20 protein-coding genes are annotated in these 21,771 nt (G+C 71.4%); 7 read left to right on the top strand and 13 right to left on the bottom strand.

The genetic code is table 11. From position 1 onward, the window contains the following. Positions 1–94: 94 nt before the first annotated feature. Entirely contained in the window at positions 95–1,234 is a 1,140-nt protein-coding gene (locus OU416_RS29420) for an acyl-CoA dehydrogenase family protein (RefSeq protein WP_270930299.1), read from the top strand. A 130-nt stretch (positions 1,235–1,364) separates the two neighbouring features. On the opposite strand, the gene OU416_RS29425 is transcribed toward OU416_RS29420, so the two are convergent. The 11 genes from OU416_RS29425 to OU416_RS29475 form a co-directional block, all read right to left on the bottom strand. Next, positions 1,365–2,285, bottom strand: coding sequence for an aldose 1-epimerase family protein (locus OU416_RS29425; protein WP_270930300.1), 921 nt, complete (start codon positions 2,283–2,285; stop codon positions 1,365–1,367). 70 nt (positions 2,286–2,355) lie between these two features. Then, positions 2,356–3,747: an APC family permease gene (locus tag OU416_RS29430; RefSeq protein WP_270930301.1), complete on the bottom strand. Its 1,392-nt coding sequence runs from the start codon at positions 3,745–3,747 to the stop codon at positions 2,356–2,358. Between the two features lie 96 nt (positions 3,748–3,843). Further along, positions 3,844–5,139, bottom strand: coding sequence for an MFS transporter (locus OU416_RS29435; RefSeq protein ID WP_270930302.1), 1,296 nt, complete (start codon positions 5,137–5,139; stop codon positions 3,844–3,846). A 245-nt stretch (positions 5,140–5,384) separates the two neighbouring features. Next, positions 5,385–6,038, bottom strand: a complete 654-nt coding sequence (gene pdxH / locus OU416_RS29440) for a pyridoxamine 5'-phosphate oxidase (protein WP_270930303.1) — start codon at positions 6,036–6,038, stop codon at positions 5,385–5,387. A 354-nt stretch (positions 6,039–6,392) separates the two neighbouring features. Beyond that, on the bottom strand, positions 6,393–7,292 hold the full coding sequence (locus tag OU416_RS29445) for an urea transporter (protein ID WP_270930304.1): 900 nt from the start codon (positions 7,290–7,292) through the stop codon (positions 6,393–6,395). Further along, positions 7,289–8,056, bottom strand: a complete 768-nt coding sequence (locus OU416_RS29450) for an urease accessory protein UreD (RefSeq protein WP_270930305.1) — start codon at positions 8,054–8,056, stop codon at positions 7,289–7,291. The genes OU416_RS29445 and OU416_RS29450 overlap by 4 nt, the downstream gene beginning before the upstream one ends. Positions 8,057–8,083: 27 nt before the next feature. Next, the gene (ureG, locus tag OU416_RS29455) at positions 8,084–8,794 is read right to left on the bottom strand and encodes an urease accessory protein UreG (protein WP_270930306.1); all 711 of its coding nucleotides are present in this window, start codon (positions 8,792–8,794) and stop codon (positions 8,084–8,086) included. Beyond that, on the bottom strand, positions 8,784–9,476 hold the full coding sequence (locus OU416_RS29460; protein WP_270930307.1) for an urease accessory protein UreF: 693 nt from the start codon (positions 9,474–9,476) through the stop codon (positions 8,784–8,786). Before OU416_RS29460 ends, ureG begins: the two co-directional genes overlap by 11 nt. Before the next feature lie 125 nt (positions 9,477–9,601). Further along, positions 9,602–11,329, bottom strand: a complete 1,728-nt coding sequence (locus OU416_RS29465; RefSeq protein WP_270930308.1) for an urease subunit alpha — start codon at positions 11,327–11,329, stop codon at positions 9,602–9,604. Continuing rightward, complete coding sequence (locus tag OU416_RS29470) at positions 11,310–11,693, bottom strand: urease subunit beta (protein WP_270930309.1); 384 nt, start codon at positions 11,691–11,693, stop codon at positions 11,310–11,312. Before OU416_RS29470 ends, OU416_RS29465 begins: the two co-directional genes overlap by 20 nt. A 179-nt stretch (positions 11,694–11,872) precedes the next feature. Further along, entirely contained in the window at positions 11,873–12,175 is a 303-nt protein-coding gene (locus OU416_RS29475) for an urease subunit gamma (RefSeq protein WP_093155977.1), read from the bottom strand. 273 nt (positions 12,176–12,448) lie between these two features. On the opposite strand from OU416_RS29475, the gene OU416_RS29480 reads away from it, so the two are divergent. The 4 genes from OU416_RS29480 to sepH all read left to right on the top strand — a co-directional run bounded on the left by OU416_RS29480 (position 12,449) and on the right by sepH (position 17,181). Continuing rightward, entirely contained in the window at positions 12,449–13,576 is a 1,128-nt protein-coding gene (locus OU416_RS29480) for a citrate synthase 2 (RefSeq protein WP_270930310.1), read from the top strand. A gap of 119 nt (positions 13,577–13,695) precedes the next feature. Beyond that, positions 13,696–14,625, top strand: coding sequence for an SEC-C domain-containing protein (locus OU416_RS29485; protein ID WP_270930311.1), 930 nt, complete (start codon positions 13,696–13,698; stop codon positions 14,623–14,625). 209 nt (positions 14,626–14,834) lie between these two features. Then, positions 14,835–15,974 (top strand): phosphoserine transaminase, encoded by a 1,140-nt coding sequence (serC, locus tag OU416_RS29490; RefSeq protein WP_270930312.1) that lies wholly within the window; start codon positions 14,835–14,837, stop codon positions 15,972–15,974. A 265-nt stretch (positions 15,975–16,239) separates the two neighbouring features. Further along, positions 16,240–17,181, top strand: a complete 942-nt coding sequence (gene sepH / locus OU416_RS29495; protein WP_270930313.1) for a septation protein SepH — start codon at positions 16,240–16,242, stop codon at positions 17,179–17,181. Positions 17,182–17,549: 368 nt separating this feature from the next. On the opposite strand, the gene OU416_RS29500 is transcribed toward sepH, so the two are convergent. After that, positions 17,550–18,164 carry a DUF2537 domain-containing protein gene (locus OU416_RS29500; protein ID WP_270930314.1) on the bottom strand — a complete coding sequence of 205 codons (615 nt, stop codon included), beginning with the start codon at positions 18,162–18,164 and terminating at the stop codon, positions 17,550–17,552. Continuing rightward, the gene (locus tag OU416_RS29505) at positions 18,164–18,976 is read right to left on the bottom strand and encodes a TrmH family RNA methyltransferase (protein ID WP_270930315.1); all 813 of its coding nucleotides are present in this window, start codon (positions 18,974–18,976) and stop codon (positions 18,164–18,166) included. The genes OU416_RS29500 and OU416_RS29505 overlap by 1 nt, the downstream gene beginning before the upstream one ends. A 70-nt stretch (positions 18,977–19,046) precedes the next feature. Between OU416_RS29505 and OU416_RS29510 the strand changes: the two genes are divergently transcribed. Both OU416_RS29510 and OU416_RS29515 read left to right on the top strand, forming a co-directional pair. Then, positions 19,047–19,985 carry an aldo/keto reductase gene (locus tag OU416_RS29510; protein ID WP_270930316.1) on the top strand — a complete coding sequence of 313 codons (939 nt, stop codon included), beginning with the start codon at positions 19,047–19,049 and terminating at the stop codon, positions 19,983–19,985. A 119-nt stretch (positions 19,986–20,104) separates the two neighbouring features. Next, the gene (locus OU416_RS29515; protein ID WP_270930317.1) at positions 20,105–21,604 is read left to right on the top strand and encodes a glutamate--cysteine ligase family protein; all 1,500 of its coding nucleotides are present in this window, start codon (positions 20,105–20,107) and stop codon (positions 21,602–21,604) included. Positions 21,605–21,771: the final 167 nt, after the last annotated feature.

The following is a 21,771-nucleotide window of genomic DNA, read 5'->3' on the forward strand; positions in this document are numbered from 1 at the left end:
GCGGGTTCTCGTCCGTTGAGACTTCCACAGTACTCGCGTACGTCCTACAGTACGGGCACCAGTACTGACGTCGGCATCAGGAGCGCGATCCGCCATGTCCGTCCAACGCCTGCTCCCCACCCCCGAAGCCACCGACCTGCTCGCGCTGACCAGGGAGATCGCCCGCGACGAGCTCGCCGGGCGGGCTGCCGGTGACGAGGCCGCGGAGAAGTTCCCGCGCGACGTCTTCCGGCTGCTCGGCGAGTCCGGCTTCCTCGGCCTCCCCTACGCCGAGGAGCACGGCGGCGGCGCCCAGCCCTACGAGGTCTACCTCCAGGTCCTGGAGGAGCTGAGCAGCGCGTGGATGACCGTCGGCGTCGGCCTGTCGGTGCACACCATGAGCTGCTTCCCGCTGGCCCACTTCGGCACGCCCGAGCAGCGCTCGCGCTGGCTGCCGGACATGCTCGGCGGCGATCTGCTCGGCGCGTACGCGCTGTCCGAACCGCACGCGGGCTCGGACGCGGCGTCGCTGAGCACGCGGGCCGCGCGGCAGGACGACGAGTACGCGATCACCGGCGCCAAGGCGTGGATCACGCACGGCGGTGTCGCGGACTTCTACACGCTCATGGCCCGCACCTCCGACGACGGCCCGCGCGGCATCAGCTGCTTCCTGGTCGACGGCACGACCTCCGGGCTGTCCGCGGGTCCTCCGGAGCACAAGATGGGCCTGACCGGCTCGCCCACCACCCCGCTGTACTTCGAGGGCGCGCGAGTCGCCGCGGACCGGCTCGTCGGCGAGGAGGGCGACGGCCTGAAGATCGCGCTCTGCGCCTTGGACTCCGGTCGGCTGGGCATCGCCGCCTGCGCGGTCGGGCTGGCCCAGGCGGCCCTGGACCTGGCGGTGGACTACGCCAAGCAGCGCAACCAGTTCGGGCGGCCGATCATCGAGTTCCAGGGCATGGAGTTCCTGCTCGCTGACATGGCCGCGGCGGTCCAGTCGGCGCGCGCGAGCTACCTCGACGGAGCCCGCCGCCGCGACGCGGGCCTGCCCTTCGGCCAGCAGGCCTCGGTGGCGAAGCTGGTGGCCACGGACGCGGCGATGAAGGTGACCACCGACGCGGTCCAGGTCCTCGGCGGCGCGGGCTACACCCGCGACTTCCCGGCGGAGCGCTACATGCGCGAGGCCAAGGTCCTCCAGATCTTCGAGGGCACCAACCAGATCCAGCGCATGCTCATCGCCCGCGGCCTGAAGTAGGGAGCGGGCCGGGCTGAGGAGCCCGGCTCACGTTGCGGAGGGGGCCCGTGAGTGTTTTGGGGGGTTATAGCACCACAAAACACTCACGGGACCTGTGCAGGCACAACGTGATCGCAGCCCCGCCATCGACTCAGAACGGCGCCAGCCCCCAGTGGGCGATCCAGGTCTCGCCCGGGTGGAGGGTGAGCAGGTCGGTTCCGGTGTTGAGGGCGTTCGGCGGGCACGTCATCGGCTCGATCGCGATCGCGCGGCCGCGGCCCGGGAAGTCGTCCGGCGTGTAGACCTGCACCCACTTGAACACCGGGTCCGCCCACAGCTGGACGCCGTGGCCGTCCGGTCCGGTGAGCACGTGCCGGACGAGCTCCTCGCCCGGCGCCGGGGCGGCGCCGCCGAACGCGGTGTCCAGCAGCAGCCCGGCCAGCGGGCGCCCGGAGCGGAAGTCGAGCTCGTCGCCCTGCAGCGCGCGGGGCGGGCGCACCGGGACCATCCGGTCGGCGTCCACCGGCAGCAAGGTCGCCGCCGACAGCCGGAGCGAGCAGTCGTCGGTGTCGGCAGCGCCCGCGCGCGGGTACGGGTGCACGCCGATGCCGAACGGCGTCGCGCGCGAGCCCAGGTTCTCCATCGTGTGCGTCACGGTGAGCCCGTCGGGGCCGACCGAGTAGCCGACCGAGGTCAGCAGCGGCACCGGCCAGCCCGGCTGCGCGGTCACCATCGCCTGCAGGACCACTGTGGACTCGGCGTGCTCCACGACGCTCCACGCGGTGTGCCGCAGCAGGCCGTGGATCGCGTTGTGCCGCGCGGGCTCGGTCAGCGGGAGCTGCTGCGGCTCCCCGTCGAGCGCCCACTGCCCGTCCGCGACGCGGTTCGGCCACGGCACGAGCACCGCACCGGCACCGCCCGGCGGCAGCTGGTCGGCGCCGTAGGTCTCGACGTGCGGCACGCCGCCGACCTCGAAGGCCCGCAGCGCCGCGCCGACCTCGGTGACCACCGCGCGCGCCGGTCCGGACGCGATCTCGAACTGCCGCCCCGTCGCGGGAATAGGTTCGTGCACCCGGCCACCCTAATGACAGCGGGCCTCCTGGACCGCACGAACGGTCCAGGAGGCCCACCGGCCGACGGGGTTACTTGCCCAGCTGCTCGGCGTTGAACTCCCGGCGGCCGTGCAGGGCGAAGTTGATCGCCCAGAAGATCACGCCGATGGCCAGCAGGATGCCGACGATCCCGTACTCCACCAGCGGCCGACCGGTCAGCGGGCTGGCGAAGTACGCGCAGGTCAGCGCACCCGCCACCGGAACCCAGGTGGGCGCCTTGAAGTGCTCGTGCTCGACGACGTCCTTGCGCAGCACCAGCACCGCGACGTTGACCAGCGCGAACACCAGCAGGAGCAGCAGCGAGGTGGTGCCGCCCAGCTGGGAGATCTCCAGCGAGCTCACCAGGATCACCGCGAGGATGCTGGTGAACAGGATCGACACCCACGGCGTCTGCCGCGCCTGGTGCACCAGGCCGAACTTCGCCGGGATGATCTTCTCGTTGGCCATCCCGTAGAGCAGCCGGCTGGCCATCATCATGTTGATCAGCGCGGTGTTGCTCAGCGCGATCAGCGCGATGAAGGAGAACACGATCGGCGGGAACCACGGCGCCGCGACCTGCACGACCAGCAGCAGCGGCGCGGTGGAGTCGCCGAGGACGTCGGTCGGGATCAGCGTCGAGGTGATCAGCGCGATGGCCAGGTAGATCGTCGCGGTGATCACCATGCCCCACAGCATCGCGCGGGGGAACGTCTTGGCCGGGTTCTTGGTCTCCTCGGCCATGTTGACGGTGTCCTCGAAGCCGACCATGGCGAAGAAGGCCAGCGCGGTCGCCGAGGTGACCGCCAGCAGCGGCGTGGTGTCGGCGTTGAACTGCAGCAGCCTGCTCGGGTCCGGCGCGTAGGTCGGGTCGCTCACGCCCATGAACACCGCGTAGGCACCGGTGACGATCACGATCCCCAGGCCGACCATCAGCGCGATGGTCAGCACCAGGTTCAGCTTGGCCGACTCGCCGACGCCGCGGAAGTTGATCGCCGCGATGAGCAGGATGAACAGGATCGCCACCGGCCACGACGGCGCGCCCGGCAGGATCTCGTGCAGGTACTCGCCGCTGAACGCCTGCGCACCGGAGGAGGCCGAGGTGATCCCCGAGCACATGACGGCGAAGGCGACCATGAAGGTCAGGAACTGCACGCCGAAGGCCTTGTGGATGTAGAGCGGCGCACCGCCCGCCTTCGGGTACTTGCCGACCAGTTCCAGGTAGCTGAACGCGGTCAGGAACGCGACCACGAAGGCGACCAGGAACGGAATCCACAGCGCGCCGCCCACCTTGCCGGCGATCTTGCCGGTCAGCGCGTAGATCGTGGTCCCGATGATGTCTCCGACCACGAAGAAGAGCAGCAGTTTCGGACCCATCACCTTCTTCAGGCCTGGGCCCTGCGCACCGCTGGGCGCGTCGTCGTTCACGGTCGTCTCGTTGGCCATAGCTGAAAAGTGTGCAGGGAGGCTGATCGGCACGTCTGCCCACCCCTGGTCGAACTGCACTGCGCCAACCGGCGCAGGCGTGGCGACCTGCACAACTCAGGCCTCCGACGTGGGTGCGCGGTACCGCCAGAACGCGGGCAGCAGCGCCGCCGAGATGATCCCTCCGACGACCACCAGCACCCCGCCACCGACGATCGCCGTCGTGGTGCCCATGGCCGCACCGGCCAGGCCGTGCACGGTGTCGGCCAGCCGCGGGCCACCGGCCACGACCACCGTGAACACGCCCTGGATGCGCCCGCGCATCTCGTCGGTGGCCGCCGTCTGCATGATCGCGCTGCGGTAGACCATGCTCACCAGGTCGGCCCCGCCGCCCAGCGCCAGGAAGAACACCGCCAGCCAGAGCGAGTCCGACAGGCCGAAGCCGATCACCGCGAGGCCCCAGGCGATCACGCCCACCGTGACGCCGACGCCGTGCCGGACGATCCGGTGCAACCACCCGGAGAACACGCCGAAGAGGAACGCGCCGAGCGGGATCGCGGCGAACAGCCAGCCCAGCGAGGCACCGCCGCCGGGCGGATCGCCGAAGGTCCGCTCGGCCATCTCCGGGAACAGCGCGCGCGGCATCCCGAACACCATCGCGACGATGTCCAGCAGGAACGACGCGAGCAGCACGGAGTGCAGGGCCAGGTAGCGGAAGCCGTCCAGCACGGCGCGCAGGCCGGCCTTCTTGGGCGCGCCTTCCTGCGGCGGCAGCGGCGGCAGCCGGAACACCGCCCAGAGCGCGGCGCACAGCGCCACCGCGTCGACCAGGTACAGCATCGAGAGCCCGGCCACCGGCAGCAGCACGCCCGCCAGCAGCGGCCCGGCGATCGAGCCGAGCTGGAACACGGTGGCGCCCAGCGCCTGCGCGGACGGCAGCAGGTGCACCGGGATCAGCCGGGCGATCGCCGCGCCGCGGGTGGGCATGTTGATCGCGAAGAACGTCTGCTGCGCGGCGAAGAGCACCAGCACCAGCCACACCGACCGGGTGCCGGAGGCGGCGGCCACCCACAGCAGGACGGAGGTGACCGCCAGGCCGCCGTTGGTGATCAGCAGCAGCTTGCGCCGGTCGACGGTGTCGGCGATCGCGCCGCCCCACAGCCCGAACACCAGCAGCGGCACCAGGCCGAAGATCCCGGCGAGGCCGACGTAGGCGGAGGAACCGGTGATGTCGTAGAGCTGCTTGGGCACCGCGACGGCGGCGAACTGCGCGCCGACGGCGGTGACGATGTTGGACAGCCACAACCGGCGGTAGGCCGGGTACTTCAGCGGCCTGGTGTCCAGGAAGACCTTGCTCAGCAGGGACTTGACGGATCGGCGCTTGGCTGTCGGGGTTCCGCTGCTGGGCTGCACGAATGCCGAAGCCTAGCCGTTAGCGCTCCTAACAGCACTCGAATTACCACCTCGTGTGACCGACCTCAACGACCGGCACCGGCATTTCCGCGCCGACCCGCCGAGCGTGCAATCCCCGCTCCGCCAACGCCACGGCCCGGAACAGCGGAAACGCTGAGCCGAACGAGGCGCGGCGTCAATTTCGCGCGAAATTGACCGTCACCCGGGTGAACGTCAATTTCGCGCGAAATTGGCGCGGCGGTTGCTCACGGAGCCAGGCGCTCGACCGTCCAGGTCGCGTCGGAGCGGCGGAAGCGGAGGCGGTCGTGCAGCCGGTCGGGACGGCCCTGCCAGAACTCGACCACGTCGGGGCGGATCCGCCAGCCGCCCCAGTGCGGCGGCACCGGGACCTTCTCCGACTCGGCGAACCGGCGCTCGATGCCGCTCAGCGAGGACTTCAGCGCCTCCCGGCTGGCCACCACCCGCGACTGCGGCGACGCCCAGGCGCCGAGCTGCGAGCCGCGCGGGCGCACCTCCCAGTACTCGGCGGTCTCCGCCGAGGCGACCTTCTCCACCGTTCCGCGCACGTTGACCTGGCGCTGCAGGCCCAGCCACGGGAAGGTCGCCGCGGCGACCCGGGTGGACTTGAGGTCGTGGCTCTTGGCCGAGGTGTAGTTGGTGAAGAACACCACGCCCCGCTCGTCGAATCCCTTGCACAGCACCGTGCGCGACGACGGAACGCCGTCGGCGTCGGCGGTGGCCAGCACCATCGCGTTCGGCTCGACCAGCTCGGCCCGCACGGCCTCGTCGAACCACAGCTGGAGCTGCTCGTGCCAGGTGGCGGCGAGCGAGGACTCGTCCAGCGCTCCGGCCTCGTAGGACACCCGCATCGACGACAGCGCGCCGTTGGCCTCCGACATCCCCATTTCCTCCCTGACTCGCCCGGCAGCGGCACGACTCGAACTTCTCCGGCTGCTCAGCCGGACGGTACGGGTTGGACCGGCCGGCGCGACAGGACCAGGTGGCGCCAGCCACGTACGACGGTAAACGGGATCCGAACGGACGCCGAATCGACGGTGCTTCACGATCGATTCCGCAACCGATGCAGTGATCGTTCCCACACCCGATCGGACGCGCGAAAATCACTCCTTGCAGTGAAATCCGGTGAATAGAGCAAAAGGGACCGTGAGCGTTTCGGGGCGCTATAACACCCCAAAACGCGCACGGAAACACCCACCACCCAACAAATCCCACAACCAACCGATAACCGGTCCCTAAGGCTGCGCGGAGCCGGTGCGGCGCAGCCTGCGGAGGTCGGCCGTCCACATCGCCAGCACGAACGGGAAGGTCGTCGGCAGCAGGCCCAGCGCTTCGATCCCGCCCTGGATCAGCAGGACCGCCGGGACCGCGAGCAGGCAGGACCGCCAGGTGCGCCCGGTGGCCAGCAGGCCCACGACGACCAGCGCGGCGTTGAAGCCGTAGACCCCGCTGCTGACGTCCGGCGGCGTTTCGGGCAGCAGCTCGACCGCCACGAGCGCCACCGCCGCCCCGCAGAACGCCCCCACCGCCAGCCGGAACCGGACCAGCGCCAGGCCGATCAGCATGACCAGGCCGGGCAGCCAGCCCGACATCAGGAACACCTCGGCCTCCGCGCTGAACAGGGCGAGCGGGTCGCCGTCCAGGCCGAGCACCGGCGACACCGGGCTGGGCGATGCGCGGATCCAGTCGAAGTGGTGTCCGATGTAGACGATCAGCCAGTAGGTGAGCACGAACGGGGCGGTGCGGGCAGGAACCGCGAGGAGAAAGTCCGCGACGCGCGCCAGCGCCGTCGCCACGACCGCCCCCGCGATTCCGACCAGCAACGCCGTGCCCAGCGGCTGGAAGGACGCCACCGTCCCCAGCACCACCAGCGTGGCGTTGAAGCCGAAGAGGCCCTGGGATATTCGCTCCCGCGGCACGCGCAGCGCGAGCGCGGTGAGCACCCCGACCGCGCTGCCCGCCAGGCCCGCGAGCGCGAACTCCGGGCCGGCCAGCGCGAGCGCGACCAGGAACACGATCCCGGCGGGCACGCTCTCCTGCAGGTACACCTGTGAAACGCCCGTGGGCACGGCGCGCAGCAGCTCCAGCGCGCCGTGCCGCACCGGCGGCGGCTTCGCCGCAGCGGTGTCGTTCACCAGCTTCGAACCTCTAGTTCCTTCGCATCCGGGTGGTGCGAAACTGCTTCGGCGAGCCGGCGTTCGGCGATCACGGCGTCCTCGCCCACCGCGGTGGCCAGCGCTCCGCCCGCCGCCAGCGGTGCCAGCGACCACCACTGCCCGCTGCTCGGCTCCACGGGATCGCTGTCCCACACCACGGTTTCGGTGGCCAGCACCCGCGCACCGGCGAGGTAACCGGAGCTCGCGGTCAGCCGCTCGTCGCCGATGTCCAGCCGCTGCCGCAGCAGCGGCGTGCGACCGCGCACGACGTGCGTCGTGGTGGTCAGCAGACCGGAGCGCTCGCCGTAGCGGCCGAGCACCAGCGTCTCCCGGCAGCGCGCCCGCGCGCCCGCGCCGAGCGAGATGGTCATCTCCGCCTCGTGGTCGGCCCGCGAGGTGATCACCGTCGCCTCCGGCAGGTACTCGACCGTCCCGCCCTCGGCGACCTCGATGTGCACGGTGGACCGGCTGCGCCCGGCGTGCTGCCCCGGCAGCGCCACGGTCGCGGCGGTGCCGCGCAGCAGCAACCGCGCGCCGGGCCCGACGTGCACCCGCAGGTCGACGAGGTCACCACCGACCGGGGTGGCCGCCGAGCCGACGAGGTGCACGACGGCGGTCCCGTCGGTGCTGGTGGCGGCGGCCCGGCGGGGCACCATCGTCATCGGGGCCTGCGACCGCAGTTCCCGGACGACGCTGCGCCCGCCTCGCCCGAGCTCAACGCTCAGCAGCGCACTGGCGCGCACGCCGCACCGCCTTCCGCCGAACCCACCTCACGCACTGATGCCGACCTTGAGCTGCTCGCGCACCCAGGCCGCCACGTCGGGCGCGTTGGGGGTCCGGGTCAAGGACTGGGTGATCACCGGCAGCTCGCCGCGCATCCGGTGCGCGTCGGAGACCATGACCTCCATGTTCGCCCCGACCTGCTCGGCCAGGTCGATCTTGTTGATCACCAGCAGGTCCGCGGTGGTCACGCCCGGTCCGCCCTTGCGCGGCACCTTGTCGCCGCCCGCGACGTCGACCACGAAGATCTGGCTGTCGGCCAGCCCGCGGCTGAACACCGCGGTCAGGTTGTCGCCGCCGCTCTCCACGATCACCAGCTCCAGGCCCGGGTGGCGCTCGCTGAGCCGGTCGACCGCGTCGAGGTTGGCGGTGATGTCGTCGCGGATCGCGGTGTGCGGGCAGGCGCCGGTCTGCACCGCCTCGATCCGGTCGGTGTCCAGCACCCCGGCCTTGCGCAGGAAGTCGGCGTCCTCGGTGGTGTAGATGTCGTTGGTCACCACGGCGAGCTCGATCTCCTGGCCGAGCGCGCGGCACAGCGCGGCGGTCAGCGCCGTCTTCCCGCTGCCGACCGGACCGCCGATGCCGAGGCGGAACGGCCTGCCGTGCTGGGGCTCCGCGTCGAACGGGTCGGGTTCGGTGGCGGTGGGGTCGAAGTTGACCGGATGCGTGTGACCGTGTCCGTGGCCGTGTTCAGGAAGCAAAGAGACGCACCTCTTCCCGGTGATGTCGATCGTGCGATTCGGCGAGCAGGTCCAGCGCGGGAGCTCCGGGCGCGGGCAGGTCGGCCGGGTCGAGCCCGGCGGTCGCCGCCGCTTCGGCGGCGATCCGGTCCAGGTCATCGCCCATCTCGGCGACCACCGCGTTGACCGCGAAGGGATCCATGCCGTGCAACCGGACGCCTGCCGAGGACGGGCCGCTGACGGCCAGGTACCCGGCGATCAGCGCCGCTTCCTGCGGCCCGGCGCCGGCCGTCGCGGCCAGCACGCCGAGCACGATCGGGTGGTGTGGCCGCGGGCTCGCGGCCACCAGTTCAGCCAGCACCGGCGAGGGCCAAGCCGCCCTGCCGGCGCGGATCATCCCCTTCCCCTGCGCGCGCGATGCCTCCCGCTGCGCCGGGGAAGGGGTGCGGGCGTCGAGTTCGACGTCCAGCTCCCGCCAGTATCCGCTCGGGACCCGGCGGGTGGCGGCGTGCGCCGCGGCGGCGGCGAACACCGCTTGCAGGGCGCCTGCTGCGCGCAGCCGCCCGTGCAGGAATTCGCGCAGGTCGGCGACTCCCGTGATCAGCCCCCGCGCGGCGGCCTCCTCGACGCCGCCGGAGTGCACGTGTCCCCCGCCGGGGAACCGGGAATCGGCGAGTGCAAGCACCGCAAGACCGGCTCGCACCGCTCTCCCCCTTCCAGCGAAGTGGAGCGCACTCCACCCGCACGTGTGACGGGTGAAGGGCACCGTTGACCGACCAACTTGGCGAAGGGTGCCCTTCACCTGGAAAAATTCACTACTTCCGGGCGTTAGAAGAGGAAGTAGCGCTGGGCCATCGGGACCTCGGCGACCGGGTCCGGCTCGACCAGCTCGCCGTCGATGTGCACCGCGAAGCTGTCCGGGTCCACCTGGATGTCCGGGGTCGCGTCGTTGTGCACCATGTCGGCCTTGCCCACGTCGCGGGTGTTCTCCACCGCGATCATCCGCGAGCTCAGCCGCGCCTGCTCCGGCAGCTGGGCGTCCAGCGCCACCGGCGCCACGAAGAACACGCTGCTGGCCGCCGCCGCGCGGGGCTGCGCCCCGAAGCTGGGCCGCGCGATGTAGGGCTGCGGCGTCGGGATCGACGCGTTCGCGTCGCCCACCGCGGCCCAGGCCGCGAACCCGCCCTTGAGCACGATGTGCGGGCGGACCCCGAAGAACTTCGGGTCCCACAGCACCAGGTCGGCCATCTTGCCGACCTCCACCGAACCCACGTGGTGGGCGATGCCGTGCGCGACGGCCGGGTTGATCGTGTACTTCGCGACGTAGCGCTGCGCGCGGTTGTTGTCCGCGCGCCCGTCGCCGGGCAGCGAGCCGCGGCGGCGCTTCATCACGTGCGCGGTCTGCCAGGTGCGCATGATGACCTCGCCGATGCGGCCCATCGCCTGCGCGTCCGAGCTCATCATCGAGATGGCCCCGATGTCGTGCAGGATGTCCTCGGCGGCGATGGTCGACGGCCGGATGCGGCTCTCGGCGAACGCCAGGTCCTCGGGCACCGCCGGGTTCAGGTGGTGGCAGACCATCACCATGTCCAGGTGCTCGTCGATGGTGTTCACCGTGTGCGGCCGGGTCGGGTTGGTCGACGAGGGCAGCACGTTGGAGTGCGAGGCCAGCCGGATGATGTCCGGCGCGTGCCCGCCGCCGGCGCCCTCGACGTGGAACGCGCTGATCGAGCGGCCGTTGATCGCCGCCAGCGTGGACTCGTAGAACCCGGCCTCGTTGAGCGTGTCGGCGTGCAGCGCGATCTGCACCCCGGATTCCTCGGCGACGCGCAGCGCGCTGTCCAGGACCGCCGGGGTCGCGCCCCAGTCCTCGTGGATCTTGAAGCCGCCCGCTCCGGCGCGCAGCTGCTCCCAGAGCGCTTCGCGGCGCATGGTGCTGCCCTTGCCGAGCAGCAGCACGTTGACCGGCATGAAGTCCACGGCCTGCATGATCATCCGCAGGTTCCAGGCGCCCGGCGTGACCGTGGTGGCCTTGCTGCCCTCACCGGGCCCGGTGCCGCCGCCGATCAGCGTGGTCAGCCCGGAGGCCAGCGCGGTGTCGACCTCCTGCGGGCAGATGAAGTGCACGTGCGAGTCGATGCCGCCGGCCGTGAGGATCTTGCCGTTGCCGGCGATGACCTCGGTGGACGGGCCGATCACCAGCGAGCGGTCCACGTCGTTGTTGGCGCTGGGGTTGCCCGCCTTGCCGATGCCCACGATGCGGCCGTCGCGGATGCCGACGTCGGCCTTGATCACGCCCCAGTGGTCGAGGATGACCGCACCCGTGATCACCACGTCCGGCGTGCCCTCGGCGCGGATCGCCGCGGACTGGCCCATCGACTCGCGGATGACCTTGCCACCGCCGAAGACGACCTCGTCGCCGGAGCCGGTGGGGCCCTGGCTGCGGTCCTCGGTGACCTCGATCAGCAGGTCGGTGTCGGCCAGCCGGATGCGGTCGCCGGTGGTCGGGCCGAACAGCTCGACGTACTGCGAGCGGTCAATGGACGATGTGCTCACCGTGGTGTCCCTCGCCTTTCTCTCCGTAGCTGAACTCGGTGGGTTCGTGGTCGCGGGTGTCGAGCTCGCCCGCGTACTCCAGGCGCAGGCCGCGCACCAGTCGGCTGCCGCCGACGTCGACGAGGTCGACCTCGCGCGCCACGCCCGGCTCGAACCGCACGGCGGTGCCCGACGGCACGTCCAGGCGGTTGCCCCAGGCCTTGGCCCGGTCGAACTCGAGGCTCGGGTTGACCGCGGCGAAGTGGTAGTGCGAGCCGACCTGCACGGCGCGGTCGGCGCGGTTGACGACGGTGATGCGGATCCGGGCCCGCCCCGGGTTCAGCGGGATCGGGTCTCCGTCGGTGATGATCTCCCCAGGACGCATGGGCAACTCCCTAAGCGATGTGTCGAAGAGTGGATCGGGCCCGTGGTTGGAACCGGGGACGACCGCGTCGCGGCCGCCTTCCACCGCCCGGGCGAAACGCGCGCTAAGGCCGCGCGGGCCGGGAACCGCTCAGGTCCCGCCGGGTGACCACGCGATGAGCGCAACCATCGGCACGCCCTTCAGGTGATCGGGTCGTGGACGGTGACGAGCTTGGTGCCGTCCGGGAAGGTCGCCTCGACCTGCACGTCGTTGATCATCTCGGCGATGCCGTCCATCACCTGGTCGGGACGCAGCACCTGGCGGCCGCTCTGCATGAGCTCGGCGACGGTCCGGCCGTCGCGGGCGCCTTCCACGACGTGGTCGGTGATCAGCGCGACCGCTTCCGGGTAGTTGAGCTTCAGACCGCGATCAAGCCGTTGGCGCGCCAGGCCGGCCGCCACGTGGACGAGCAGCTTGTCGCGCTCGTGAGGAGCAAGATGCATGAAGCTTCTTTAACATACGGGGTTTTGGCGCGCCCGGGCTGCCCTGCGGTTTTAATCTTGTTCGCTTGTCCCGTTACAACTATTTTTCCGGACTTTTACGTGGCTAACGGTTTTTCTTGAAGTTGCTGTGAGCTAGATCATCATGTGACTTCCCCGGGTGTGGGATTGTGCGCCGCCGCAGCCGGGTGCACCGTGTGATCAGACGCCTGCACCCCGCCACGTCCAGCGTCCGCGCAGCCGCGCGCACGCGTCCAGCGACGAGACGAGGCAGTCATGAGCAGTGCAGCTCAGTCCGAGTTCCGCCCCGGCCTGGAGGGCGTGGTCGCCTTCCGCACGGAGATCGCCGAGCCCGACCGCGACGGCGGTGCCCTGCGCTACCGCGGCGTCGACATCGAAGACCTGGTCGGCACGGTTTCCTACGGCGACGTGTGGGCGTTGCTGGTGGACGGCGGTTTCGGCAACGGCCTGCCCGCCGCCGACGCAACGCCGGTACCGGTGCGCACCGGCGACGTGCGCGCGGACGCGCAGGCGTCCCTGGCGATGCTCGCTCCCGCTCTCGGCTTCGCGCCGCTGCTCGACGTCGACGATGCCCAGGCCCGCGACCAGCTCGCCCGCGCCTGCTCGCTCGGGCTCTCCTTCGTCGCGCAGTCCGCCCGCGGCGACCAGCCGCCGGTCCCGCTGTCGCGGATCGAGCAGGCGACCACCGCGACCGAGCAGTTCCTCACCCGCTGGCGCGGCGAACCTGACCCGACGCACGTCCGGGCGCTCGACGCGTACTGGGTGTCGGCCGCCGAGCACGGCCTGAACGCCTCCACCTTCACCGCCCGGGTGATCGCCTCCACCGGCGCCGACGTCGCGGCCTGCCTGTCCGGCGCGGTCGGCGCGATGTCCGGGCCGCTGCACGGCGGCGCGCCGGCCCGCGTGCTGCCGATGATCGAGGAGGCCGAGCGCACCGGGGACGCCCGCCGCGTGGTGGAGTCGATCCTGGACCGCGGCGACCGGCTGATGGGCTTCGGCCACCGCGTCTACCGCGCCGAGGACCCGCGGGCGCGGGTGCTGCGCAACACCTGCGACCAGCTCGGCGCGCCGCGCTTCGAGGTCGCCCGCGAGCTGGAGCAGGCAGCGCTGTCCGTGCTGCGGGAGCGGCGCCCGGACCGGCAGATCGAGACCAACGTGGAGTTCTGGGCCGCGGTGGTGCTCGACTTCGCGCAGGTGCCCACGGCGATGATGCCCGCGATGTTCACCTGCGCCCGCCTGGCGGGCTGGGCGGCGCACATCATGGAGCAGAAGCGCACCGGCCGACTGGTGCGCCCGTCGGCGCAGTACATCGGCCCGGGCCCCCGCTCCCCGCAGGACGTCGCGGGCTGGGACCAGCTGGACCAGCTGATCGCCCCGGTCTGATCGGCGCCTTCCTGCCGTGAGCGTTTTGGGGTGCCATAGCGCCCCGAAACGCTCACGGCCCCATCGCCAGCACAACCTCTACCCAGGACCTTCCCCGCGCCTGGCGCTAGCGTGGGGTGGTGGCAGTCCCTTCCTCCGACGCGCAGAAACGTCGCATGCACATCGAGTACGCCGAGGCGCTCGAGGCCGATGCCGAGACCAGCGGTCAGCGCTGCGACGACCTCGTGGAGGCGTCCGGTTACTGGCACTTCGCCGAGGAGCACGAGCGCGAGGAGCGGGCGCTGGCCGAGGCGGCCGAGGTCGACGACGGCCGCAACGTGCTCAGCGGGCGGGCCGCCTACGCCTCGTTCCTGCTGACCCACGGCCGCCGCGAAGAAGGCGAGCGCGCCATGGCCGAGCTGATGAGCGAGGGCTCGGAGTGCGAATGGGCGTACGGCGAGGCCGCCGCGGGCTACCAGGCGATCGGCGCGCACCAGGAGGCCTTGCGCTGGCTCAACATCGGCGTCCAGCGGTTCGTCCCGGACCTCGACGCCGACGTGGAGGTGGGCGACCCCGGCTTCGAGCTGCTCCGCGAGCGCGCCGACCTGCGCCGCCTGCTGGGCCTTCCCGCGGACCAGTACGACGAGGTGCTCGCCCGCTCCGAGGAGCGCTCCCACGAGGTCTTCAGCCAGATCGAGGAGATCGGCAGGCAGGAGCACGCGATCCCGGCGGTCCTCTACTGGCCCGAGGCGGAGTTCGCCGAGGTCCAGCGCCGGCACCCGGGCTGGAACCCGGGCCTGACGCACGCCGAGCACCGCCGGTTCATCCAGCGGACGCTGACCGACTACCCGGCGAGCGCGGTGATCGTCTCCGGCGCGCTGGACGACCTGGTCGCCTTCGCCGAGTCCCGCGAGCTGCCGCTGGACGACCCGGCGACGCACACCGAGTTCGCCGCCGAGGCGGCGCGGCTCGGCCAGGTCGCGGCGTGGCCGCCGGAGCGCAACGAAGCCTGCTGGTGCGGCTCGGCGCGCAAGTACAAGAAGTGCTGCGGCGCCCCCGGGTTCGCCTGAACGATCTTCCCCGGCGCGGTGCTGGCCAACCGGAGCGAGCCGCAGTAAGTTGCGGTGCGGCTGTTGGCAGCAGGTGCCCGTCACCTGCCGGAAACCCTGCTGCAACACTTGAGCCGAACCGGCAACGGCGCCGGTCAGCAGGCCACTGGCGCGCGGGGGCGAGGTCTTGCCCCCGCACGATCACCACGACAACGCCCGGAGGCGCCGGCATGACGCAGGCCGAGATCGACCCGACGACCCTGAAGCTGCCCGACGAGTTCCAGCCCGCCGACGGCCGCTTCGGCTGCGGACCGTCCAAGGTGCGCGGCGAGCAGCTGTCCCGACTGGCCGGCGAAGGTGCCGCGCTGATGGGCACCTCGCACCGCCAGAAGCCGGTGAAGTCCCTGGTCGGCCGGGTCCGCGAGGGGCTCCAGGAGCTGTTCTCCCTGCCGGAGGGCTACGAGGTCGTGCTCGGCGTCGGCGGCACCACGGCGTTCTGGGACGCGGCGACCTTCGGCCTGATCCGCGAGCGCTCGCTGCACCTGACCTACGGCGAGTTCTCCTCGAAGTTCGCCAAGGCCGCCAAGACGGCGCCGTTCCTGGGCGACCCGCTGGTCGTCTCGGCCGAGCCGGGCGACGCCCCGGAGCCGGTGTCGGACCCGAGCGCCGACCTGATCGGCTGGGCGCACAACGAGACCTCCACCGGCGTGATGCTGGCGCCGACCCGCCCGGCGGGCTCGGAGCACGCGCTGATCGCGGTGGACGCGACCTCCGGCGCGGGCGGGCTGGCGTTCAACGCCGCCGACGTCGACGTCTACTACTTCGCGCCGCAGAAGTGCTTCGCCGCCGACGGCGGGCTGTGGCTGGCCGCGATGAGCCCGGCCGCGATCGAGCGGATCGGCGAGATCGGTTCCTCGGACCGCTGGGTGCCGGAGTTCCTGTCGCTGCCCACCGCGCTGGACAACTCGCGCAAGGACCAGACCTACAACACCCCCGCGGTGGCCACGCTGTTCCTGCTCGCCGACCAGATCGAGTGGATGAACGGCCAGGGCGGCCTGGACTGGTGCGTGCAGCGCACCCGCGAGTCCTCGCAGCGGCTCTACGACTGGGCCGAGGCCTCGGAGTTCGCCACCCCGTTCGTCACCGACCCGGCCAAGCGCTCCCAGGTGGTCGGCACCATCGACTTCGCCGACTCGGTCGACGCCGCCGCGGTGGCGAAGGCGCTGCGCGCCAACGGCATCGTGGACACCGAGCCGTACCGCAAGCTGGGCCGCAACCAGCTGCGCGTCGGGATGTTCCCGGCGATCGAGCCGGATGACGTCACCGCGCTGACGAAGTCCATCGACTGGGTGGTCTCGCAGCTGTCCTGACGACGCAGTGCTGCCGGGGTCCCCGCGGGCCCCGGCAGTTTCCCCCCTGCGATCACAACACTGAGTGAAAATCAACCACTCTCGGTGAGGTTCACCAAATATGAGTGGTTTTACTGGTTCGCTCAGGCGGCCCCTTTCCGGCAAGATCGATGCCGGGAGGACGACCAACTGCCGCACGGCATGCCCGGCGAGCCTCCCGCGTCAAGGCGGCGCGCCGGGTTACCGTCACAGCTTGGTGACATGTAGGTCGGTGGGAGGCACGCGTATGCGATCGCTGCGAGTGGTCGGGCTCGACGAGGACGGTGAATCCGTCATCTGCGAGGACCCGGAGAACGGCGAGCGCTTCACCGTGCCCGCCGACGAACGACTGCGCGCCGCGGCCCGCGGTGACCTCACCCGGCTCGGCCAGGTCCAGATCGAGATGGAATCCCAGATGCGGCCGCGCGAGATCCAGGCCCGCATCCGCTCCGGCGCGTCGGTCGAGCAGATCGCCGAGTCCTCCGGCATCCCGGAGCACCGCGTCGAGCGCTACGCCTACCCGGTCCTGCTGGAACGCCGCCAGATCGCCGAGATGGCCCAGCGCGGCCACCCGGTCCGCGAGGACGGTCCCGACGTGCAGACCCTCGGCGAGGTCGTCGCGCACACCTTCGGGATGCGCGGCCACGACTACGCCGAAGCCGACTGGGACGCCTGGCGCGGCGAGGACGGCAAGTGGGTCGTCCAGCTGAACTGGCAGGCGGGCCGCTCCGAGAACCTCGCCCACTGGGTGTTCCACCCGGGCGCGCACGGCGGCACCGTCGCGGCGCTCGACGACCACGCGGCCGACCTCCTCGACCCGTCGCCCAACCGCCCGCTGCGCACCGTCCGCCCGGTCACCGAGCTGGCGCGCGAAGCGCTCCAGCTCGACCAGCAGGGGATGTCGGCGGAGCCGACGACCCCGGCGCCGCCGCCGGAGGCCCCGGTGGCGCCTGCGCCACCGCTGGCCGAAGCCCCGACGCTCGACCTGGACACCGGAGCCCCGGAGCGACCGGCGGAGCCGGGAGCACCGGAGCCGGAGCAGCCCGCGGCGGAGAGCGCCGAAGGCGCGACCGCCGAGGAGGCGGAGGACGACGCGGCGCGCAAGGCGGAGCCGCGCCGCGGGCGGAAGAGCCATCCGATCGTCCCGTCGTGGGAGGACGTCCTCCTCGGAGTCCGCTCCCACCGCTGAACCAAACCCGCAGAAGGCCGGGGCGAGCCCAAGCTCACCCCGGCCTTCTGCTATCCGCACCTGGGCTGGTGTCAATTTCGTACGAAATTGACGTTCGCCCGGGTGGCGCAGGGACTCCAGCGAGTCCGGCTGGACCGGGGCGGGGCGGCAGTTTTGCCGGAAACTGACACCCCACCACACCCGGAACGTCCGGTCGGTTTCAGGCGAAACTGCCGCATGCCCAACCCGGGACGACTTTGCCGGAGGCCCGCCCGGGTGACGGTCAATTTCGTACGAAATTGACGCCCTTCCCCCGACGGAACCGCGTTCTCGCAGGTGGTTGGGTTGAGGGTGGCGGGTGCGGTGGCACCGGAAAGTGTTCGTCGGGTTCAGACGTGCGGGGGGTAGGGGCTCAGGAGGGTGAGGAGGAGGACCAGCCAGGCCAGGACGATGCCCGCCGCTGTTCCGTAGGCGACCCAGCGCCAGACCGCTATTCGGCGGCCCAGCCAGATCGAGGGGGCGAAGCCCGCCGCCACCGCCAGGTTCACCACCGCGGCCAGGACGCCGCTGACGTCCGCCAGGCCCAGGGTCACCACCACCAGGGTGGTCGTCGCGATCGCCGCGATGATCGCGCTCACCACCAGGCCCGGGCCCCAGGGCGTCGGTTCCTCGCGCGGCACCGGGAGGGCGTAGCGGCGGGGGGCAGGCGGGCGCGGGCGGCCGATGCGGTCGAGGCGGCCGCTGAGCGGGTCGAGGTAGCCGATCTGGCCGCCGGTCTCCGCCGCCAGTCGCATCGCCAGCTGGCGGCCGCGCTTCGAGATCAGCTCGCGGTCGCCGGGTGCCGTTCCCTCGTCCGCCGATTCGGCGACGTGCGCCCATTCGTGCAGCGCTTCGACCAGCGAGTCGGGCAGCCGCAGGCGGCCCGGGTCCACCTCCTGGTCGACGTCGCGCACCAGGACCGCGCGGCCGGAGCGCGCGTGCAGTTCCCACTCGGACTCGCGCATCACGCTCCGCTCATCGCGTGGAAGGCGATCGCCCCGGCCGTCGCGACGTTGAGCGAGTCGACTCCGCTGGCCATCGGGATCCGCACCGCCAGGTCGGCGGCGGTGATCGCCTCCTCGGTGAGGCCGGGGCCTTCCGAACCGAGCAGGACCGCAACCCGTCCCTCGTCCAGCGCCGCATCGCGAAGAGATTTCGCATCTGCTCGGGGCGTCAGGGCGGCGATGCGAAAGCCGTTGTCGCGCAGCAGCTTGAGATCTTCCGGCCAGGACTCCAGGTGCGCGAACGGCACCCGCAGCACGTGCCCCATCGACACCCGGACGCTGCGCCGGTACAGCGGATCGGAACAGTCGGCGCCCAGGAGCACGCCGTCGACGCTGAGCGCAGCGGCGTTGCGGAACAACGCGCCCAGGTTCTCGTGGTCGCCGATGCCCTCCAGCACCACCAGGCGGCGGGACCGCTCGACCAGCTCGGCGGGCGGGATCACCGGGGCGCGGTCGGCCACCGCCAGCACGCCGCGGTTGAGGTGGAAGCCGACGACCTGCGCCATCACGTCGGCGCTCGTGACGTAGGCGGGCACGTCGAGGGCGGCGGTGGCCCCGGCCAGCTCCTCGATCCGGCGGCGCACTCCGAACAGCGCGCGCACCGGGTACGGCGAGGCGAGCAACCGTTCCACCACCACGACGCCTTCGGCGATCACCAGCCCGCGCCCGCCCGGCCGGTCCGGCCTGCGATCCGCGCGCGACAGATCCCGGAAGTCGTCGACCCGCGGGTCGTCGGCCTCGCTGATCTCGACCATGTGCGCCACGCATCGCATTCTCGCACCCGCTGCCCCGGCCGGTCCTCCCCGCCGGGTTCCGGAGAGCCCGCGTGGGTACGTTCGAAGCATGGCTCAGCTTGGTGGCACAGCGCTCGACGTCTTTCCCATCTGCCTCGGTGGCAACGTCTTCGGCTGGACCGCCGATCGCGACGAGTCCTTCGCCGTGCTCGACGGCTACGCGGCCGCGGGCGGCAACTTCATCGACACCGCGGACGCGTACCCGGCCTGGGCACCGGGCAACTCCGGTGGTGAATCCGAGACGATCATCGGCGAATGGCTGCGCACCCGCGGCAACCGGGACGACGTCGTGGTCGCCACCAAGGTGGGTCGGTTGCCGCAGCGGCGCGGCCTTTCGGCGGCGAACATCGCTGCCGCTGCGGAAGATTCGCTGCGCCGCCTGGGCGTCGACCACATCGACCTCTACTACGCCCACGGCGACGACGACCCGACCGTCCCGCTGGCCGAGACGCTGGGCGCCTTCGACGTTCTGGTGCGCGCGGGCAAGGTCCGCCACATCGCGGCGTCCAACTACACCGCATCGCGGCTCGCCGAAGCGCTGGCCACCTCCCGCCGCGAGGGATTGGCCGAATTCGTCGCGCTGCAACCGAAGTACAACCTGGTGGAGCGCACCGAGTTCGAGGGCGAGCTCGCGGAGTTGTGCGTCCGGGAGAACCTCGGCGTGGCACCGTACTACGGGCTCGCCAAAGGTTTCTTGACCGGAAAGTACCGTCCGGCGCAGGACAACTCGGACAGCCCGCGCGCCGAAGGCGCCCGCGCGCACCTCGACGACCGCGGCCTCCGGGTGCTCGCCGCGCTGGACGAGATCGCAACGCTGCGTAATGCCCCGATGGCGTCGATCGCGTTGTCCTGGCTGCGCGCGCAACGCACCGTCACCGCCCCGATCGCCAGCGCCCGCACCGCGGATCAGCTCGCCGACCTGCTGCTCGCGGCCGAATTGGAGCTCACCGCGGCGGAGCTGCGGAGGCTCGACGACGCCTCCGTTTGACGGCCTCGACACTCCGTTCGCTGACACCGTTTTGGCCGCTGGATCGCCGGGTACCGATGTGTCACGGTGGTTTCCCCAGCGCTGCGCGCTGACGTGCTGCCGACCGAGCGGAGAGACGGATGGGACGGCACGTGGACGACCGAGCGTTCAATCCGGTGGACCGGCAGCGGTATCGGAACAAGATGCAGCGCGGCCTGGACGCGCTGGCCCGGATGCTCGCCGACGGCAACTTCTCCTTCCCGCGCCAGCAGATGGGGCTGGAGATGGAGTTGTGCCTGGTGGGACCGGGCATGGAGCCGTCGATGTCCAACGCCGAGGTGCTGGAGAAGATCGACGAGCCGGCCTTCACCACCGAGCTCGGCCAGCAGAACATCGAGCTCAACGTGGAGCCGCGGGTGCTGGCGGGCGACAGCGCGCTGCGGCTGGAGGAGCGGATGCGCGCCGCGCTGCGGCGGGCCGACGGCGGTGCGCACGACGCCGGCGCGAAGACCGTCATGATCGGCACGCTGCCCACCCTGCGCAGCGCGCACTTCGACCCGGGCTGGCTGTCCCGCAACCCGCGCTACTCGCTGCTCAACGAGCAGATCTTCCTGGCCCGCGGCGAGGAGATGCTGCTGGACATGGAGGGCGAGCCGCTCGGCGAGGGCTACCACTCCGAGCGACTGCGCTCCTACGCCAACTCGATCCTGCCGGAGTCGGCGTGCACCTCGGTCCAGCTGCACCTGCAGGTCGCCCCGGAGGACTTCGCCGCGCACTGGAACGCCGCGCAGTGCCTGGCCGGGGTGCAGGTGGCGATCGGCGCGAATTCGCCGTTCCTGCTGGGCAAAGCGCTCTGGCACGAGACCCGCATCCCGCTGTTCCTGCAGGCCACCGACACCCGCCCGGTGGAGCTGAAGAACCAGGGCGTGCGGCCGCGGGTGTGGTTCGGGGAGCGGTGGATCACCTCGATCTTCGACCTGTTCGAGGAGAACGTCCGCTACTTCCCCGCGCTGCTGCCCGATCCCGAGGAGGAGGACCCGGTGGCCGCGCTGGACGCCGGGCGGGCGCCGACGCTGGCCGAGCTGCGGCTGCACAACGGCACGATCTGGCGCTGGAACCGCCCGGTCTACGACCTGGTGGACGGGGTTCCGCACCTGCGCATCGAGAATCGCGTGCTGCCCTCCGGGCCGTCGGTGGTGGACATCGTCGCCAACGCCGCGTTCTTCTACGGGGCACAGCGCGCGCTCACCGAACAAGACCGTCCCCTGTGGACGCAGATGTCGTTCGCCGCGGCCGAGGAGAACCTGTTCTCCGGTGCCCGCAGCGGTTTCGACGCCCACCTGTACTGGCCGGGCACCGGCTGGGTGGCCCCGGACGAGCTGGTCATGCGGCGCCTGCTGCCGATGGCGCACGAAGGGCTCCGCGCGTGCGGGGTCTCCGACGAGGCGCGCGAGCGGTACCTGGGCGTGATCGAGCAGCGCTGCCTGGCCCGCCGCAACGGCGCGACGTGGCAGCGCGAGACGGTGGCCCGCCTGGAGGAGCGGGGCGCGAACCGCCACGAAGCCCTGACCCGCATGCTGGAGCACTACATCGCCCTGTCCGACGGAGGCGAGCCGGTCCACACCTGGCAGGTGGGCTGACCTCCCCGTCCTCGGCTTCCGCCCGCAGCCGCGCCTTGGTCAATTTCGCGAGAAATTGACCGTCACCCGGGTGAACGTCAATTTCTCGCGAAGTTGACGCCGACCTGCCGAGACAGGCGGGGCTGCTGGATCTTTGGGGTGACGCGGGTTTGATGTCGGTGTGTCGG

The sequence above is a fragment of the Saccharopolyspora indica genome, assembly GCF_027853965.1.
Lineage (GTDB): Bacteria > Actinomycetota > Actinomycetes > Mycobacteriales > Pseudonocardiaceae > Saccharopolyspora > Saccharopolyspora indica.

Coding starts and splice junctions, on each gene's coding strand:
- OU416_RS29420 (WP_270930299.1), top strand. CDS start 95: ATGTCCGTCCAACGCCTGCTCCCCACCCCCGAAGCCACCGACCTGCTC.
- OU416_RS29510 (WP_270930316.1), top strand. CDS start 19,047: ATGGCTCAGCTTGGTGGCACAGCGCTCGACGTCTTTCCCATCTGCCTC.
- pdxH (WP_270930303.1), bottom strand. CDS start 6,038: ATGTCGGAGGCCAACGGCGCGCTGTCGTCGATGCGGGTGTCCTACGAG.
- sepH (WP_270930313.1), top strand. CDS start 16,240: ATGCGATCGCTGCGAGTGGTCGGGCTCGACGAGGACGGTGAATCCGTC.
- OU416_RS29475 (WP_093155977.1), bottom strand. CDS start 12,175: ATGCATCTTGCTCCTCACGAGCGCGACAAGCTGCTCGTCCACGTGGCG.
- OU416_RS29505 (WP_270930315.1), bottom strand. CDS start 18,976: ATGCGATGCGTGGCGCACATGGTCGAGATCAGCGAGGCCGACGACCCG.
- OU416_RS29480 (WP_270930310.1), top strand. CDS start 12,449: ATGAGCAGTGCAGCTCAGTCCGAGTTCCGCCCCGGCCTGGAGGGCGTG.
- serC (WP_270930312.1), top strand. CDS start 14,835: ATGACGCAGGCCGAGATCGACCCGACGACCCTGAAGCTGCCCGACGAG.
- OU416_RS29515 (WP_270930317.1), top strand. CDS start 20,105: ATGGGACGGCACGTGGACGACCGAGCGTTCAATCCGGTGGACCGGCAG.
- OU416_RS29470 (WP_270930309.1), bottom strand. CDS start 11,693: ATGCGTCCTGGGGAGATCATCACCGACGGAGACCCGATCCCGCTGAAC.
- OU416_RS29430 (WP_270930301.1), bottom strand. CDS start 3,747: ATGGCCAACGAGACGACCGTGAACGACGACGCGCCCAGCGGTGCGCAG.
- OU416_RS29500 (WP_270930314.1), bottom strand. CDS start 18,164: ATGCGCGAGTCCGAGTGGGAACTGCACGCGCGCTCCGGCCGCGCGGTC.